This is a genomic window from Candidatus Protochlamydia sp. W-9, from assembly GCF_001950615.1.
GTDB classification, from domain to species: Bacteria; Chlamydiota; Chlamydiia; order Chlamydiales; family Parachlamydiaceae; genus Protochlamydia; species Protochlamydia amoebophila.
In genome coordinates this window covers 37435-55657 of the sequence record NZ_BCPZ01000179.1, presented here as the reverse complement: position 1 = coordinate 55657, position 18223 = coordinate 37435, and the positions used below count along the sequence as shown (strand labels likewise).

Sequence of the window (18223 nt, the reverse complement as noted above, 5' to 3'; positions counted from 1 at the left end):
ATTCTTCGATACCCAAACCTTCTTCTTTCATGAGCTATCGAAATCATTTTATCCTTTACTTCTGTATCATTCTTCATTTTATGCTTATAGCGCCCAACAGACCTATCGAAAGCAAGTAAACGACAAGCTCTCCTTTGATTGATGCCATGGTCGATGGTTAGATCATTCATAGCCTTTCTTAGCCTGCGGGCCTACCACTTTTTTGACAAAAGATCCTTCAAAGCCAAATTATCAAGAGCATAATCAGCTACAAGCCTTTTTAATTTCTTATTTTCTTCTTCTAGAGTTTTTAATCTTTGTGCCTCAGATACACTCATTCTGCCAAATTTGGCTTTCCATGAGTCATAAGTGGCGGGAGCTATGCTGTATTTACGATAAACTTCAGCTACTGCTGAGCTTGCTTCTGCTTCTTTGAGTATTTGAATGATGTGTGCTTCTGAAAATTTTTTTTTCATTGGTTCGTTTCCTAAAATTTATCTATTTTAACACGAACCTCTATTTCTTCTTGGATGATTTTTAAGGGGCAAGGTCAATTAATAAAAATTTATTCGTTTCTTAGAAGATTAAGAAGAACAATAGAGCGTTCATCGGAGGTACGGCTAAGCTCAACCTTAGCTTTTCTAAGAATAGTATCTACTTGTTTTTGAGGAGATGTCATAGAAGCTTCTTGAAGGCTTGATAACAATTGCTCATTTGAAAATAAAGGTTTTTTGGCAAAAGTATCGGAAGAGCATAAGGAACCATAAAAAAGAATTGCATCTCCAACATTCCATGGATGTTCGATTTCTACAAATGAGTTTAAATGATTAATTCCTAGAGGAGAATTTTCAGAATTAATGAGTTCTAATTGCAATTTTTCTTTTGGGAGATACCATAAGTGTCCACATCCACAAGAAATAAACCGGAAGAGATTTTCTTGAGGAGAAAGAATAAGATAACTAAAAGAGAAATTTTGCTTCATAGGATCATTTAACAAGAGTGCATTGAGGACCGTAGCCATTTCTTCAGGCCTTTGAGTAAGTTGACAAAGAGCACGAACCATTCCTCTTAAAACTGAAGTATAGACAATTCCTGCTGAGCCTTTTACGGAAGGTTCTCCAATGATGATTCCATAGCCGTGATGGGGGAGATTAAAAAAATCATAATATAAACTCGATATTCCCAAACTTTTATAAGAAGCAAGCCCTATATCAATTTTAGACCATTTGGGAGGATTATCTGGAACTAAAGAATGCTGAGCGTGACGCAAGCTTTCTGAAAGATCGCTTAATGGATCTAATTCTTTGTTTTCTTTAAGCAGAGCTGGAGAATAAAGGTAAGCAGAGACATCTGTCATAAAATCAACGATATCTTGATACCGATCCTCGGGATTTAACTGTAAAGCTTTGGCTAATATTTTTTGAAGTCCTTTAGGCATGATAGAAAGATGAATTTGCCCATGGCTCAATTTTCCAAGCACGAGTTCATAAGTGATGATACCTAATGAGTAAATATCTGAAGGATATGAAGTTGATTCAGGATTGTTTTTTTGTTCGGGACTCATATAAATAGGAGTTCCAATTAAACGGCGTTGAGATTTTGGATCTGTTTGCCCTTCTGTTAAAAGCTGAGCAATCCCAAAATCAATAACTTTGACTCCTCCTGATTCTGTCACTAAAATATTTTCAGGCTTGACATCTCGATGAATCACACCATGAGCATGAAGGTGGCATAGAGCCATTGAAATTTCCATAACTAGCTCTAAAGCATGCTTAAGAGAAATTAGATTGCGTAAAAGATATTGCCTTAAAGAAATGCCTTGGATAAATTCCATGGCAATATAAAGTCCGCCTTCCCACTCTCCTTGCCCATACAACTTAACAATGTTTGGATGATCTGCAAGCCCAATAATTTCAGATTCACGCAGAAATCGTTGAACCATTTCTGGATTGGAAACAAATTCTGGAAAGAGAACTTTAATAGTGATAGGGTCCTTGGTATCTGGGTGTGTGGCCAGATAAAGAATACTCATACCGCCCTTTTCGAGTAGAGCTTCTACTTGATAAGGGCCAATTCTTTCAGGAATTTTAACAATATTTTTAGTTGAATCAAGGGCGGTTGGTAAAGTTATTCGTTTACTAGGATCTAATTCCACTGTATTAACCTAAAATATCAAAAATCAATTCTGAGTAAAATCTATGTCATTTATTCATTAAAAAATAATCGGTAATCAATGACCTAATTCTAAAACTCTTACACCTAAAACTTCCCCAATACGAAGTAACTCTCCTCGTCCGACAATTTTTCCATTAATCGTTAAATCGACGCCATCTTCCGGTTTAATGTTTAATTCAAGCATATTACCGGGTTCAAGTTTGAGTAAATGATCCATAGACATTTGGATACGGCCGACTTCTACAGTCAGATTGACCGGAATTTGGTTGGGGGTAATGAGACCTGTTTTTGTGTTTTCTGTAATAGAAGAAGCGGGACTACTTTGAGATGAATTGTTTTTGGGAGAAGTTTGTTCTTCTTCTGTTACTTCATCTAAAGTAAAATTTTCATCATCATCATCATCTTCAGCTTCTTCCTCGTCGTCTTCGAAATCAAAATCTTCGTCTTCATCTTCAGTAAAATTTAAGTCACTTAAATCATCATCATCTTCTTCTGATTGTTTTACCATAGGGAGTTCCTCTTGTGGCATATTTAATTCTTGTAAAGGTGTTTCAATTTCTTGGATGAGAGGAGTTTCTAAAATTTTGATAACACCATCTTTGATTTTTCCTCGATGGGCAGGTTTTCCGTTAACCGTCAACATAAGACGGCCTGTCAATTCTTGAGGATCTAATGAGCAGCTATCCAAAACAATAAAATCACCTAAGCAAACTGAAGACCACTCTTTTAATGAAAGTGTCGTCTTTCCGGCTTCTAAATGTACTTGAATATCAATAGCTTTGGCAAGTTCAGTCGTCAAATGAGAAGGGCCTCGGGAAGCAAAGTGCTCGACCCAGGAACGTCTCAAATCTTTTGAAATAATTAATCGACCCCAGACTATTTGTTCTTGAAATTGCAGACAGATATCTAGACATAAAGCGCTTTCATTAGGTAAAGAAGTTTGATTAGTGAGGATAGGAGTAATTGATTTATCGAAGTTAAGCTGATTGGTGTGGTAAAGAACTTCAAGAGCAAAAAATCGATAAAAGCTTTCACTTAATGCTCGATCTTGAAAACTAATAGGGTGAGACTCTTTAGTTAAAAGCCATGTCTCTAAAATAGCCATTTCCTGTTCCGGCATTATCCAACAAGCTTGTCCTTGTAAAGTTGGAATTGCAAAATGTAAAGGAAATGGGGAATCCCCTAGTCCTTCATATAAATTTTCTTGAGAACGCCAAACCAATTCTTTGGGTTGAATAAATAATCCTTCTCGATCAAAAGATTTTGCAATGCGTTGAGAAAGCTCTTCCCAGGGAAAAGGAGGAGCAGATCCTGTTAGGGGAATCTCATCTAAATTTTTTAATTCTGGATCAATTGTACGAATCCAATCATAGGAAGCTGAAGGAGTTGCCATTTTGTCTAACCTGAGTTTGTATTCCCTATGCAATTTATAGTAGGCGTTAAAATTAATTTTTTTAAAATACTATTTTCTCATATTTTTCTCAAAATTTGGAGAGAAATTTTGTCATTCATGTCAAATACTAATATGTACAATAAAAATGGATTAGAAAAAAGTGAATAACTTATCCATGCATGAAAAGTTTCTTTTTTTATCCATCCGTAGAAATGTCGGATGAGGGTTGTTTAATAAAAAAAGATAGCCAATAAATGCATTGGCTATCTATGAAAAAAAATAAAAATTTTTTAACAATTAAGTTTACTCTTCTTCTTTTTGGTCTTGGGCTTGTTGATCTCGTTTTTGTTCTCGCTCTTCCCTAGTGAAATATTTATAAGAGTCCGTATCAGCATTCGCTTCAGGAAGGGTCGTTGTGGTTAAAACGTTAACAATAATATCTTGCCGCGCAAGGTTTTCTACTAAAGAATCTTCAACAATTTTACGATCTAAAAATCGCTTCGCTTCATCAGTTAAGTTGGCAAAAGCGACATTGAATTCTCTCGCGGCTCCTTCAAAATTTGTTAAAGTGACTGTTGCTCCTTCAAAAATAGGGGGATATCGAAGTGTGACAACTGTATCTGTCTTTTCACCTGTTTTAATAATCTGCATTTTTTCTACAATTTGGGCGACGATATCTTTAATTGACGATGAAGTTTTTGGTTCTTCAGCCAATTCCGCTTTATCTGCTAAAAAGGCGATCGGACGCTGTTGTGAATTAATGGCTGATAAATCTACCTGTTCTTCTCGTGCTTCGAATGGAGTTCGGCTAAGTTTCTGTTTTTCTTTTTTAGGAGAGGGAGCAGCACTGTCAGTTGCTAAAGCAAAGGAGCTGTTTTTTTCTTTTTTTCCTTCAATGACAGATTCACGAACAATTTCTCCGTGAAGGAAAGTATCTTTCAAGGGTTTTTCAGTGGAGTTTTGCTCAAGTTGAGGATTCTTATTTTCAGCCATTTCCAAAATTGGCTGTTGGTTGTTTTCTTCTTTTATAAAAGGATTTTTTGCAACCATACTAGGGGATTTGCGGGTTGATTTATTTTTTGCTGACAGATCAAAAAGAGAGAGGGGAGCCGCTTCATTTTCTTCTTCCAGTCCGGCTAATTCTTCTTGTTCTTTTGAGGGATCTTCATCATTACGAACAAGTTTTTTAAAATTTTTATCACTGCGTGGAGTGCCTTCAGGGCGACTTCGACCAAGGCTTGAAGAATCAGACCTTGGATTAAATCTAACTGGGTTGATTTCATCAGATGATGGCATATTACACTCCTTTTCCGTTAAATAAGCTGCTAACCGCGCTTTCACTTTTTTGTTGCTTTCCTCAGAGAACTTAAGAATTGCGTCTTTGATTAGAGACAAAAATGATCGAACCTAATTCATCTTGTTCCCTGCCTTCCACAATTTCAAGTTCTTTACGCATTTCCTTTTCCCAGTCTTTTTTATGACTTAAGAGCTTATCTACTTCTTGTCTTTTTATACGTAATTCTTCTTTCGCTTGATCCAAATTTTTTTGAGCAATTTTAACCTGCTCTGCTTGGTCTTTAACTTTTTTTTCCTCGATTGCTAATTTTTCTTCCACGACTTTAATGTAAGCTTTCATTTGAATAACTTTTGGGCTAGTCGTTCCTTGATCTAATTGCTCTCTTAATTGATTCAATTTGTCTTGTTTGTGACTCTTTACTTTATTTCTTTCCGCTTCTCGTTCGGCTAACTTTTCTTTTTCTTTTTCCAGTGCTAATTGCTTTTGTTTAACATTTTTTTCGGCTTCTTCAACGCGCCTTTGTTTAACTTCAATGACTTGTTTTAAAGGATAAACGATTTTGCTCATAATTTAACCAATTTTATCTGAAGAGAGATTTCAGGAGTTGGACAGTCTCTTGAAATGAGCATTTTTCGTCGACACCTTGTTTGAGAAATTTTAAAACTTTTTCGATATAGTCTATGGCAAAATCTCCTGCTCTATCCGCCCCTCTTTTGTATTCGCCAATTTTAATTAATAGCTCGTTTTTTTTATAATTAGCTAAAACTTCTTTAAGTTTACCAACTAATTGCAAGTGTTCTTTGGGAACAATGGCATTCATGACACGACTTGCAGAGGAGAGAACATCAATGGCAGGATAATGATATTGACGTGCGAGTTCGCTAGATAAAATAATGTGACCATCCAGAATAGAGCGTACTTCATCAGCAACGGGTTCATTCATATCATCTCCAGCCACTAAGATAGTATAAAAAGCTGTAATACTCCCTTTATCAGAATTTCCCGCTCTTTCCAATAGTTTAGGAAGCGTTGAAAAGACTGAAGGAGTATAACCCGCTCTTGCCGGAGGTTCGCCTGCTGCTAAGCCTACTTCACGCAGAGCTCTTGCAAATCTCGTCACCGAATCCATCATTAAGATGACAGATTTACCTTGATCTCTAAAATATTCAGCAATCGCAGTACCAACGTAAGCTGCATTGAGACGAAGTTGGGAGGCTTGGTCAGAGGTCGAGACCACAAGGACAGATCTTTTTAGTCCTTCAGGACCTAAATCCTTTTCAATAAATTCTCTGAGTTCTCGCCCCCGCTCCCCAATTAGACTGATTACATTGACATCTGCGACTGCGTTGCGAGCAATCATTCCCAGTAATGTTGATTTACCACCACCTGCAGCAGCAAAAATTCCTACCCTTTGTCCGAGGCCTGTAGTTAATACGCCGTCAATAGCCCTTATTCCAACGGAAATAGGGTTATGAATAGGCATTCTTTTGACAGGGTCAGGAGGAGCTTGAATAACAGGATAGGTCTCTTCTAAGATTAAAGGGCCTTTGGTTTCTTCGTCTAAGGGTTCTCCTAAACCATTTAAAATTCTCCCAAGCAATTGAGGGCCGACTTTGATGTGTAAAGGGAGATGAGTGGGAATGACTTCAGAAGAGGGGCCGATACCAGTCATTTCTCCTAAAGGAGAAAGAAGGACTTCGTCTTTTGTAAAACCCACCACTTCTGCGCGTAAAGGGTCACCTGCTCTTTTGATTAAACAAACTTCCCCAATTTTTACTTGAGGCACTACAGCTTTGATTAACATTCCAACAATTTCGGTAATGCGGCCATTTACCGTCGTAAGTTGGAGTTCATCTAGATCATCCAGAAGTTTGTCAATTTGATCATTAAAAAACATGAAATTTACCCTTAGTTGGAAACAATAGTAGATAGAAAATAAGGACAAAATATTCCTTATATCAAGATATCAAGAATGAAGAAACCAACCAATATTTTTTTTGCTTTAGACTTGAACGTTCATGATTGTTTTTGTCGATTCTAAAGCTTTATTTAATAAACTAGTGAACAACTCAATTTGTTGTTGAATATAACCAACTTTAATTTGTATGGCGAGCATACTAGCAGGGGTCATCTGAACTTTAGTAAGATTTAAGTGTTCAATTGTTTGGTTCAAATGTTCAAGTTGATATTGGCTACTTGTTAAATATCCAATAAAGCGTTTAATAGGGTTAGGGCTGTTGATATCAGTAACTTGTGCAGCGGGAGGAGTGTATTCAACACCTGCTTTAGATAAAGCAATTTTTAAATTATCGTCGATATGTGTTAAGCGGTTACGGAGTAAATTTTGATAAGAAGGCTTTATTTCTGCTTGAGTTTGACTAAGTTGTGTTTTGACTTGGTCTATTTGAGCAATAACAGATTGAGCCTGATTTCTTAATTCTTCCGGCGTTAATGTAGAGATTTTCGCAACTTTTGTATTGAGTTTTCTAACCTCTTCTATGAGAGAAGAAGAAGTTGTTTTTTTATTGGTTGTGGCAGCTATCCCTTCAATCTCATCATTTTGAAGCTGTTTTTTCTTTTTGTTTTCCTGATCCGTTGCTGTTCCATTTCTTTGTACAGTGACATTTTCATCTCCAAAAATGGGATTTTCCACCGAATGAGCTTGTTCGGGCGCAACCACTGACCCATCTAATCGCTGAAAAGAGGGTTGAATTGTAGAAGGAGTATTTAAAAAGTTTTGAAAATGCTCTTTATTGGGAGCCACTCGTTCTAGTTCTTCATGAACTTGAGGCTGCTGCTTATTAAGTGCTTCGCCCACTTTTTTTACTGCTTCAATTTTTTGTTCTAATGCCATGGCAAGCTTCCTTCACCTTTAGTGTTTAAAAGAATAATGAATGACCCAAGAAAAATTCAAACTCCTAATTTTAGAAAAAACTTTGAAGGTTAAATCCTTCTTAGGGTCAAGTTCGGGGTTAGACTGAAGTCTAACTAACCGACAATTATCCTTTAACGTTACGAGCCATTGATGAGATTGCTGAATTGGATGCACTCACAACAGCCGTGGACATCTCTGATAATTGAGATAGGTGATTCATCAACATTTGCATGTCGAACATATCAGCAATACTGATAGAACTACGTCTTGCCTTCAAGATTTCCAGTTTTCTTTTTGCACTAACTGTCGCATCGTTAACGATGCTAATCAAAAAGTCAACTTTAAATCCTTCTCCTACATAGTTACCTTGAAAATCACCACTACTTCCTCCACCAGTCGCCATATTTCCTCCTACTACTTCTGCTTATTAATGTTAATAAGTTCAGTAGGGAATTCAGATTTGGGAAATTACACTTCCTGAAGTTTAAAGAGAATTAGAGTCTCTTAACCCACTTCTTTTCTGAAACGCTACAACACTTAAATATTTTACCAAATTTTTTGAGGACTTGTATTCGAGGTCTTTTAAAACCTCTTTCTTCCTACTTTTAATGATAGCAAATTCTAATAATTAAATCAATATAGTGAATATTTTATTAAATAAATAATTTGTTTTTAGATAATTAAAATTTATTTAAAAACAAACGATTAATATTTTAAATATCTACTAAATATTGGGTATAATTAGAAAATATTTTGCTGTTTAAAATCTGATACTTGAGATCAGATAAACCTGACAAATCTTCTTCTAAATTTTTTAAAAGATTGATGAAGCGAGTTTTATTTGCTTGATGTTCTGGGGTACCTCCTGAATAAGCATGAGTGAGGCTTTCATACACACCTGGTTTACGAGCCCACTGTAAGTTATTTTCAACCACACGAACTATTAAATCATCGTCTTCAACTCCATATCCCCAATAATGATTAGAATACCCATTAACTTTAACAAAATCTGCTTTGTTGAATAAAACAACTCCGCCAAAATAATTTTTATAGGCAAGTCCATTACCCATCCATTCTCGAAACTGACTCACGTCAGCTGCAAGATGAGTAGGAACAATTGGATAAGAATAGTCTGAGGTAGTTGGTAACATATCTACATCATGAAAGCAGAAATAATCAAAATTTTCTTGTGTTAATGTATATCCAACATTTAAAAGTTTACCTCGATTAAAAAGTTTACCCTCCGCTTGCTCGATGATAAAAATAGTATATTGAACATGAGGAGATATTTTTTGCATCTTCTCTGGGAACTCTGTGAGAAATATTTTTAGATGCTCTTCTCGATTACGATAAGGAATGATAAGAGCCATCTTTTGCATCATTTCACCATAACCCAAAAAAGACCTTATTCTTCGCTTTCATTTTTTTCTTGATTTTGTTTGGTGAAAAAGGGAGCTTTTGAAACTTTAGATAAATCTTTTTCTGCCCATTCGAGTGAAATTGCTCCTAAATTTTTAATCGTAGGATCAGTTGTTTTCTCAATGGCTTCATTGATCAGTTTTTCCCCTTTTTTTCTCTTTGTTTTATTTAAAAGAAAACACATTCCTAAAAATGTTTGAGCGAGATAATTATCAGGTTCTGCAGCTATAATGCCTTCAAAGATACGTGTTGCTTCTTTTAACTCAAGCTTGTTTAAAGCAATGTATCCCAAACCAATTTGAGGAGCTGTGTTATGAGGGCTTAAAGCTTGAGCAGCATGAAAAATGCGAGTTGAACTTGTTTCATCTAATTGTTTTACGGCCAAAAAACCTGCTTCGATTAGTAAAGCAAAATCATCTTTAAATGCATTTATTTTTTCTGGATCCATCATCAAGTCCTTTTGTTTCCGTCTATGATAAACTCTAATAATATCTTTAAACTAGATCATAACACCAATCAACAACCTTTATACCTATACCTATTTAGGATTAAAGCGAGAAATTACTTTCAGCAATGAAGTATATCCATGGAGAAGTAATCCAAAGCGGTCAAATTCTTCTTGATTTTCGCCGGATCTTAAAGCTTCTTTAATTTTTTGAATTTTTTCTTCCACTTGCTGTCGAATTTCTTTATTTTTTTTGGGATTCTTTAAATCTTTCTCTAGCTCAAAAACAAATTCTTCTGAAGTTTTTTTCTTTTTTTGATCTTCTAAACCAAACATTTTGACCTCACAAGTTGGGCTCTAAATTTTTACTTTTGTAACAAATCTACTTATAATCAATTCTGTATTTCGTTCCATCTTTTTCTAAAAAAATAACTTTCTCTTTGATAGAAGTAATTGTCATACTATCTAAATTATCTCCTTGAGATAAAATACGTCCATTAATGACAACAGTATAACGATTTCCAAGTTTAGATTGCCCGGTCACTTCATATCTATCAGAAAGATTAATAATACCCATTTCTGGAGCATCCGCTTTGATATAGTTATTAACGATTCTTACTCCGGGAAGGCCTTTAATTTTAGAAATCAAATGAGTTATTTCTCCTGCTTTATCAGAAGGGGCATTTCCTGATAAAGTAATTTCTCCACCATTTCCCATTTTAACCGTTACACCGCGAAGATTATAAGTTTGCAACCAAACATTAATTTGTCCAATCACATCTTCTTCTACAATGACCTGTTTCTTGAGTAGATCTAAGTAAGGAAAATTAACGCTAATATAGTCGGAGAGCTTCTCAGCTTGTTTACGAGTTTCTAAATAACCGGATAAAATAAATTGCCCAGCTTCAGGAGAATGAACGGTAATCCCTCTCCAAGAGGGATCTTTAGATAATATCGAATTAATTTCTCTCCAAACATATTCATCAATAATAATGCCATTGTCATCAATATGTTTAATAAATTTTAGACCTTGCAGGTTATACATCAGCTGGTTTTTATCTGCAGAATTACTAACGTGTCCTAATAACAGAAGATTTCCTGCGTTTTTGTTAAATGAGTAGCGAACGGCCGGAAAGGGGGCAATTGCTTGTTGGACTACTTCAGCTGCATTTTCTTGTGTATTGACAACCACTGGTTCGCTTTTAAATAGAAAATATATTCCAATCCCTGTCAATAAGAAGAGACCTGATATAATAGCTAGCAAAACATAAGGCCCAAATTGTGATAGTGTTGTTTCAGGGGTGGTTGGAGAAGGAAGCATTTTTTCAGAAACAGGAATTGTAGGCTCTTCTTTCGGCTTGGCTACTTCTTCTTCATTTTGTAAAACTTTAACAATAGAGGGGAGGAGAGGAGAAATAATTGTCTGCATTTCTCCTTCTCGATCATAAATAACAAAAGAAGTTGTACCTAAAGTAACAATTACACTAGGAGAAAGATTTTGTTTAATCTCTAATGGTGAACCACTAACTAAAACGCCATTACGACTTTTCAAATCTTCAATTGTCAAGGTATCTTCTAACGAAACCGCAATTTTGGCGTGTTGGCGGGAGACACTTGTATCATGAAAGACAATATCACATGTATGAGGATCAGTTCCAAGAATATAACTATGTCCTGCTTGCATATAAAATTCAGCGCCATTATTTGGTCCACCGATTACCTTAAGAAGCCAGCGCCCTGTTTCTGCAATTCCAAAATTAATTTCTGCTAAATTTGAAAAATTATCTTCTTCGTCAAAAATCGTATCAATCTCTCCTTCATTTTCAAACAAAGATTGAGAAGAAGCTGGGTTGGGGCGATCTTCAATTTCTATAGGTAGAGGTTGTTCTTCTCCATTCGAAGAAATTTCTGAGGGAAAATTTTCATCTAGTACATTGGCTGTGAGGTCTGCATAATAACGAAAAATTTGATTTCCAATTTTGAGTGTATCTCCTTGTTGAAGAAGGCGTACTTGTTCACCAATTTCTTCTTCATTAATTTGGATAGGATTTGTGAGGCTTAAATTTTCAACGGAAATACCTTCAGATGTTTGTCTTGCTACAAGATGAGTACGCGAAGTTAACGGATCTTCAATAACGAGCTGGCAAGCATCAGGATCTCTCCCAATAATCCAGCTCTCGCCATTTTCTAATGACAGAACTAATCCTTTCAAGTCACCTTCTTCTACAACTAGTCGCGCTACCATAATTTACCCATTGAGTTAAAGAAAAGTATTTTTAAGTCAGCTTATCACAGTGATAAGAAAGAATCTATCGATGTTTTAACGCTTCTTTTCGCCAGAAATCTAAAATACTTATGAAATCTTCCAATCGTTCTCTAAAATTTTTATAAGAAATATTGTAATCTAGCTCAAGTGAAAGCGTCAATAAATTCTCTTCTTTGTTCAAACCTATTCCTGCCCCTCTCGTGCCGCGACCAAATAAATTTGCTTCCATTACTTTGAGAAAATATTGATCCAGATTGTTTTTCGGACAAGCTCCAATATTTCCTTTTAATAAATAACTTTGGTGAAACTGCGTCACATCAACCTGAATATCATCTGCAAAAGGGATAGTAAAATAATTAGGCTCTGGAGAAATAATTAAATCTTCTATTTCAAGTTCACGAGCTAACTGATGCACAAAAGAGTCTAACATAAGTTTTTCCTAAGACATCATAGGTAAATGATATTATAGACTAGAAAGTCTAGAAAATTGGACAGGCAAAAGTTCTCCCCATAAGCTTTGCTCGGCTTTTTATCGATAAAGTCCCATTTTACAATGGCTTATCTACGTCTGCTCATCTTATGCAATAAATAAATATATTGTTAAGCTCAAATTTGATTCGCGCGAAAAACCCTGTATTTAAAAAGTTTAGCTTAACTAACTTGTTTAAATACAGGGCAATTTTTAAGCAGGGCCTAAAGAGTGAGCCTTAAATACTGAATCTACAATTTTATTCACAAAATCTAGAGTTTTGTCAAAATCAGCTTTTGCTTCATCTCTTGATTTAGCTGTTGAATCAGCATATTTTCGCAGCACATCTAAATAGCCGTCATTCATAGTTTTTAAGGAGTCGATAGCTCCTTGTTCGCTAATAAGGCCGGCTTGCAGGGATTGACTAATCCCATTCACAACGTTTTTCAAAATTTCATTTTTAAATTGAGTTTGCGTGTTCAAGATTTGTCTTTCACTTTCAAGAACTTGCCTAAAGTAACCAGGTTTTTCAAATTCTTGAATATTTTCTTGGTGTTTGGCAATTTTCTTGTCTAATGCAGTATTTTCTTTTTCAATTTCTTTTAATCGAGTTTTTTCTGCATTAGTATAGGGACGAGGGGTCATATTATTTGGATCTGTTCCAACTAAAGGCCTATTTTCAATGCCAGCCTTTTCAGTAGCAAGCGCTGCTTTTTTGTCCTCTGCGGATTTCATTAAGCTTCGTTCATGGCTAATATTGTTATCGACTGTTTTTTGCGCATTTCCTCTCGCAATTCCCGTGTTTGCCCATGTTTGAGCTAGTGAAAGGCCCGCAATTCCTGCTTGCACGAATGAAGTAATCGCTTCAATCATTTTTTCTTCGGCTCTAGAATCATAAAGCGCTTTGGTCAATTCGGATTGGGTTGTGCTAATGGTAATAATCAAACTGCGTTGTTTAAGCTCGACTTGAGCTTCCAGATAATGGGTGTTGCGTTGGAGATTCAATAATTCATCCATGATTGATTGAAAACTAGCCAAAAAAGAGGGATTAAAAAATGGATTAGATTTTAAATTTCCATCCACACTAGTATTAAAAGTCATTGTCAACACAGGAACTGAAGGATCGCCTGTTGTGCGTAAATTCTGACTTATATTAAAATCGCTTCTTTCTGTAGTATCCAGTGTACCCTTATCTTTTTGGATATTAGTATCTTGAGTTGTTAGATCGCTTGGGTCAATACCAAGATTTTCCATAACAAATGAACTTCTATTAAGATTACTATCAATTTCTGCCATACTTATCTCCTTTATAAACGACAACTCTTATTTATGCCGATTGTGTCATGCTTGTCGTTGTTAAAACTGATTGATAAAAAATATTTTTTAAACTCTCATTCAATTGTTTACAGATTGTGATTAATACCTGCATGTCAGTTTTTAACTGTTCATATGAAATTTCAAAATCTTCAAAACTAGTTTTTAAAGCCTGTTTAAAAGATTGTATATCTTGCAAATCAACGCTATTTATTAAAAATCTCAAAGCCACTAATAACTTTTGCTCTTCAGGAGTTGGATGGGGATTTTGATTTATTAATGTTTCCATATTTTTTAAACTAGGACTCATAAAACTTTGAATAACGAACAAAAAATCGTCATGAAGTTCCAGAACATCCTTCACGATGATCAATAAAATGAGAAAATGGCAAAGTCCAATATCACTTAAATGCTTTTGAGCTTGATCATCTAAATTTAAATGATCGCCAAGTTCTGCATAGAAAGATGGAATTGCTTTGGATCCAAGGATAAAAGTAATTCCCAGTTCCCTTAAAAGTTCGCCCCCCTCCTTAGCTGTGCCGAAATCATTTAAAGGAAATAGATCTTTCCAATTTCCTAAAGTTTGAGAGGAAACAAAAACCATTGCCCAAGTCATGGCTTGAGAAAAATGCAATAGCAAAGGGCAAAGTTTTTTATCAGTAGGTTTCAAAAATTTTTCAATTAAAACTTTCATTCCATATTCTAATTTTTCTAAGGCAGGGCCTATAAAACCTGCTTGAGAATCGCCTGTTTTATCTCCAATCAACGCTAATTCAAACGTTTGACTAAATCGTGATAAGGGCCCCTCTCTTGACCAATCAGTTTGTCTTTCAAGATGATGTAAAAATGTCTGTAGAATTATTAAACGGTTTCCCACTGAAGGATGGTCTGCAAGTATCTTTTTATTTAAAGATAATTGATTGCCTAACCTTTTTAATATTTCTTTGTATTGGTTTGCATCCATCTGCGCCATCGTAATAACTCCAAACTTGATCTAATCAGACATGTCTTTAAGCTTGAGCAAGTATGTGGTCTCCTTTATAAGATTTGAAACATTTAATAAACGGTCATAATCAGGATCGTTAGGTCCAATCTGACTTAAATGGTCATCTAAAAAATTGGTAATGGCACCACTAGTTTTTATCATTTCTTGCCCGATAGCGTCTGGTAGCCCTAAATATTGCTGGGCTGCTATCTGTATGGATTCATCTGTCTTAGAAACTGAAAAAGAGTCCCTAAAAGCAAGTAGCTGAGCATCAAATTTTAAACTAGCATCTAAAGCTAATAGATCCGGATCGCGATCTTCAAACTCCTTTTGTTTATCGAGAGTTAGCCTGGCCTGTAGTTCAAAGGGTAAGCCTTCGAATCGACTTTGGTAATAGCTTAAAGCTAAATTCTCCGTTTGATTATTTTCGTCAGCAAATCGAGAACGAAATAATGGAGAAAGAGTAGGTCTTCCAGCACTTGCTCGATCAATATTGATACCAAAAGCCACTTCTAGAGGTACTTCTAAACTATCTTCTGTTAAGATTACTCCAGGATTAGTTGGAGCGCCTTGTTTCATTTTTGAATTAGTGAGGGTTTGAGATTTCGAAAGCGCGTTTAAATCATTATAATCGGGTGATGTTGGACTATTAGAAAATCCATATCCTACTGAAGGATTATTCATAATTAATCTCCCTCTATATCAACGAAATCCTTGTCTAAATTCTCTTTGTCAAAATTTTCTTTTAAATATTTTTTTAGATCTTTTTTGAAAGATTTGTACTCTAATAAAGCTCTTTCTTTTAATTCGCTATCTCTAGGATTTAACTCGGCTAAAGCTATTGTTTCTTTGATGGCTTTTAAAGCAGACATAGGAAAGTTTAATTTGACAAAACAATCGTAAAGATGAAAGTGGGGAACAGGATTTAATCGATCAATGTAAGTGCAAATAATGTAATTGGCTGCTGCTTCTGAGTATTCTTGTTTAAATTGGTGGCAAGCTGCAATAGCAAAGGAATAGTCAAAATTTCCTACATCAATTTGTCTAAGAAATGTAAAAATTTTTAATGCTTCATCGTAGCGCCCTGCTTGAAATTCATTGAAACCGTGGCGATAAATTTGATTCATCGCATTTTCATCGAATCCTAAAGCTTCTTTAGGAGGGATATTCCCTCCTAAAATTTTTCCGATGGCTTCTTCTGTTTTTTTCTGCATATTAGGAGACAGATTGATGTCAGCTTTTTCAATAGCTTCACGAATTTGATCTTGTGAAATTGTCATAATTTTTTCTCCTTATCCCTGAAGGGCATTGAACATTTGATTTTGAGTTTTTGCAGCGGCATCATAAATGCTTGTGTACATTTGTTGTAGCTGAGCAATAAAGTCATCTCGATTATTCATTCCTTGCTGAATATTTTTTAAAAGTTTTTCTAAAGCTTGAATTAACCCTTCAAGTTCCTCTTCCGCAGATTTTATTTCACCCACTTCTTTTAATAAACGGCTGACTTTAAGTTGCATAGATCCTGTTATGCATCCTCCAGTCATTTGAACAGCTAATGGAGCACTTTGTGCAACACCGTTTAAAACGTCCCATTTATCAATATTTTTAAAACCTTGCATCATTGATTTAAATTCTTGTTGCATAGTCTCTGGAAGTTTTTTTATGGATTCTTTTACGTTGTCTAATTGCGATTTAAAATCTTTTAAAGCGTCTGTGGCTCGCTGAGTCACAGTTTTGGCGGCTTCTTTTGTGACTCCTTCCGCGGCATCAGCAGCTTTTTGCTCAGTTCCACCCGTTTTTGCACCTCCAACTTTTGCCATAGCAATGACACACGCAATAAGAGTGATAGCCATGACAACCATCTCAACAATTTGTTGAGTTTTTTTATCCACCCCAGAAGCTTTTAAAATGCCTCCGACTAACTCTGGTAAAACATTACTGCTCATAATAGCCATCATCATTGCCTGCATAGCCATTTGTTTAATCGCTTCAGTAACTGCTATACGAATGGTTTGTTGAACAGCTTGAGATGCCGCGTTAGTTGCTGCTCCAGCTCCACTACCTGAAGCCATAGCAAGAACAATAATGACAGCTAAAATAGCTACAACAACAGCGACAATTAAAGCTTTAACAAGAGCTTTAGCCCAATCCGGTGAATCAGGCATCAGTTTATCCAAGGCATCTTTAAAGGCGGTGATAATTTTTTGGGTGACACCAGTTACAGAATCTGCGATTGCATAGGCTGTCATTGCAACACCCACTGTAACTCCAGCTGCAATTATAGCGACCGATGCAGCTGTTGCTGTTCCTAAAGAAGCAATGGCAATGAGGGTTCCTATAATAACTGATAAAGCAGCAATAATAGGCCCGATAATTTTCATCGCAATGCCCATTGATTTCATTTCCTTTTGCTTCTTCATCATTTTTTCCATTTTTTCTGCTTGCTCTTGCGCTCGGAGGCGCCTGTCAGCCAACTCACCAAATTTGGCTTTTGCATTTTGTTTTGATTTTTCAGCATCGTGGACTTGGATCTCCCGAAGAGTTGCTTTTAAATCTTTGATAGCATCACCAATAATCTTTAAAAATTCTGTTAAAGCAACTCTTCTTGGATCATCCGCAGGAATAGGAGGAGGGCCATCTAAAAGCGCATTTGCTGCGGCGGAAATGTCTGTGAATACGGCTTCAGCATTTCCAAGTAATCCTTCTAAACGAGCATTAGCGACTTTGGAAGGAGTGATTAGGCCTACATTAATAGGTTTCCAATCATCTACAGAGGTTGTGCCTTTAAACCAACTATTTGGTAACCCAAAAGCTTGTTGAGTTTCTACTCTTGCTTCAGCAGTTAATTGAATGTATATGTCTGCAATATCAGAAGATACTTCTCCTGTTTGAACAGCTTTCATTAAATTCATGGCTTGATCAGGATCTAGTTCTAGGGCATGCTCTTCTAAATATGTTGTCACTTTATTTAAAACAGTTTGATCATAATATTCATTAACTTGAGCTTGCTGATCTGATCCATAAGGAAGAATGGGTAAAGGAGTCCAGTCTTTAGCGTCTGTGGAGGTTAAAGTCCAAGAAGCAGGTAAATTACCTTCGGTAATTGTTTTTGCAGTGACATTTTTGCTAATTTTTTTTGCAATTTCTGCAAGGTTTGGATCAGCAGGAACTGTTCCACTCATAATTGCTTCATAAACAGTCTCAGCTTGTTCAGGAGTTAACCCTTGTCCCTTTAAAGCAGAGATTACTTGATCTGAAAAAAACTTTTTAATCATCCCTTGTTCTGTTGTTCCGTAAGGGAGCTGTTCACCGGTTTCTTCGGTTTCCGGAGAAGCAAGTGTGGGAACAGAAGCATCAGCAGTGTAAGTAGTCGGTACAAAAAATTGAATACTTGAAAAGAAATCTGCAGACGCAATTGTATCGTCAGTGAGAACAAATTTAAATTGAACAGAATTTGATGTTTCTGTGCCTGTATTAGGAGGAGATTGAAATGCATAATCAGCAGATTGATAGTTATTGCCATCAGAAATAGTATTTCCCATAGTTAACCTCTTTTAGGGTTAAGTAAATTTATGATTGTCTAACCAGATAAATTAATGATGATTG

At 35.8% G+C, this 18223-nt stretch carries 18 protein-coding genes; all 18 read right to left on the bottom strand.

The genetic code is table 11. The features are described from left to right. Window positions 1-191: 191 nt before the first annotated feature. Window positions 192-455 carry a transposase gene (locus BU804_RS05880; protein WP_075883356.1) on the bottom strand — a complete coding sequence of 88 codons (264 nt, stop codon included), beginning with the start codon at window positions 453-455 and terminating at the stop codon, window positions 192-194. An 89-nt stretch (window positions 456-544) separates the two neighbouring features. Continuing rightward, on the bottom strand, window positions 545-2134 hold the full coding sequence (locus tag BU804_RS05875) for a protein kinase domain-containing protein (protein ID WP_075883355.1): 1590 nt from the start codon (window positions 2132-2134) through the stop codon (window positions 545-547). Between the two features lie 75 nt (window positions 2135-2209). Beyond that, complete coding sequence (sctQ, locus tag BU804_RS05870) at window positions 2210-3547, bottom strand: type III secretion system cytoplasmic ring protein SctQ (RefSeq protein WP_075883354.1); 1338 nt, start codon at window positions 3545-3547, stop codon at window positions 2210-2212. Between the two features lie 303 nt (window positions 3548-3850). Continuing rightward, on the bottom strand, window positions 3851-4888 hold the full coding sequence (locus BU804_RS05865) for a hypothetical protein (RefSeq protein WP_143298936.1): 1038 nt from the start codon (window positions 4886-4888) through the stop codon (window positions 3851-3853). 25 nt (window positions 4889-4913) lie between these two features. Further along, a complete protein-coding gene (locus BU804_RS05860; RefSeq protein WP_011175947.1) occupies window positions 4914-5411 on the bottom strand; it encodes a hypothetical protein in 498 nt (165 codons plus the stop codon). 13 nt (window positions 5412-5424) lie between these two features. Then, window positions 5425-6741 (bottom strand): flagellar protein export ATPase FliI, encoded by a 1317-nt coding sequence (fliI, locus tag BU804_RS05855; protein ID WP_075883352.1) that lies wholly within the window; start codon window positions 6739-6741, stop codon window positions 5425-5427. 105 nt (window positions 6742-6846) lie between these two features. Next, a complete protein-coding gene (locus tag BU804_RS05850; RefSeq protein ID WP_075883351.1) occupies window positions 6847-7698 on the bottom strand; it encodes a hypothetical protein in 852 nt (283 codons plus the stop codon). Between the two features lie 145 nt (window positions 7699-7843). Beyond that, window positions 7844-8122, bottom strand: a complete 279-nt coding sequence (locus BU804_RS05845) for a DUF5407 family protein (protein ID WP_011175944.1) — start codon at window positions 8120-8122, stop codon at window positions 7844-7846. A 310-nt stretch (window positions 8123-8432) separates the two neighbouring features. Further along, on the bottom strand, window positions 8433-9116 hold the full coding sequence (locus tag BU804_RS05840; RefSeq protein WP_079988629.1) for a galactosyltransferase-related protein: 684 nt from the start codon (window positions 9114-9116) through the stop codon (window positions 8433-8435). A gap of 8 nt (window positions 9117-9124) precedes the next feature. Further along, complete coding sequence (locus tag BU804_RS05835; RefSeq protein WP_039359943.1) at window positions 9125-9589, bottom strand: tetratricopeptide repeat protein; 465 nt, start codon at window positions 9587-9589, stop codon at window positions 9125-9127. Between the two features lie 87 nt (window positions 9590-9676). Continuing rightward, window positions 9677-9919 carry a DUF5398 domain-containing protein gene (locus BU804_RS05830; RefSeq protein ID WP_075883349.1) on the bottom strand — a complete coding sequence of 81 codons (243 nt, stop codon included), beginning with the start codon at window positions 9917-9919 and terminating at the stop codon, window positions 9677-9679. Between the two features lie 46 nt (window positions 9920-9965). Further along, a complete protein-coding gene (gene sctD / locus BU804_RS05825) occupies window positions 9966-11828 on the bottom strand; it encodes a type III secretion system inner membrane ring subunit SctD (RefSeq protein ID WP_075883348.1) in 1863 nt (620 codons plus the stop codon). Window positions 11829-11892: 64 nt separating this feature from the next. Next, the gene (locus BU804_RS05820) at window positions 11893-12279 is read right to left on the bottom strand and encodes a type III secretion system chaperone (RefSeq protein ID WP_075883347.1); all 387 of its coding nucleotides are present in this window, start codon (window positions 12277-12279) and stop codon (window positions 11893-11895) included. A gap of 252 nt (window positions 12280-12531) precedes the next feature. Then, window positions 12532-13614, bottom strand: coding sequence for a hypothetical protein (locus BU804_RS05815; protein ID WP_075883346.1), 1083 nt, complete (start codon window positions 13612-13614; stop codon window positions 12532-12534). A gap of 31 nt (window positions 13615-13645) precedes the next feature. Then, window positions 13646-14605: a hypothetical protein gene (locus BU804_RS05810; protein ID WP_075883345.1), complete on the bottom strand. Its 960-nt coding sequence runs from the start codon at window positions 14603-14605 to the stop codon at window positions 13646-13648. Between the two features lie 21 nt (window positions 14606-14626). Next, on the bottom strand, window positions 14627-15301 hold the full coding sequence (locus BU804_RS05805; RefSeq protein ID WP_075883344.1) for a hypothetical protein: 675 nt from the start codon (window positions 15299-15301) through the stop codon (window positions 14627-14629). 2 nt (window positions 15302-15303) lie between these two features. Next, on the bottom strand, window positions 15304-15897 hold the full coding sequence (locus tag BU804_RS05800) for a SycD/LcrH family type III secretion system chaperone (protein WP_039359925.1): 594 nt from the start codon (window positions 15895-15897) through the stop codon (window positions 15304-15306). Between the two features lie 12 nt (window positions 15898-15909). Then, window positions 15910-18159 (bottom strand): type III secretion system translocon subunit SctE, encoded by a 2250-nt coding sequence (sctE, locus tag BU804_RS05795; RefSeq protein ID WP_075883343.1) that lies wholly within the window; start codon window positions 18157-18159, stop codon window positions 15910-15912. Window positions 18160-18223 lie beyond the last annotated feature (64 nt).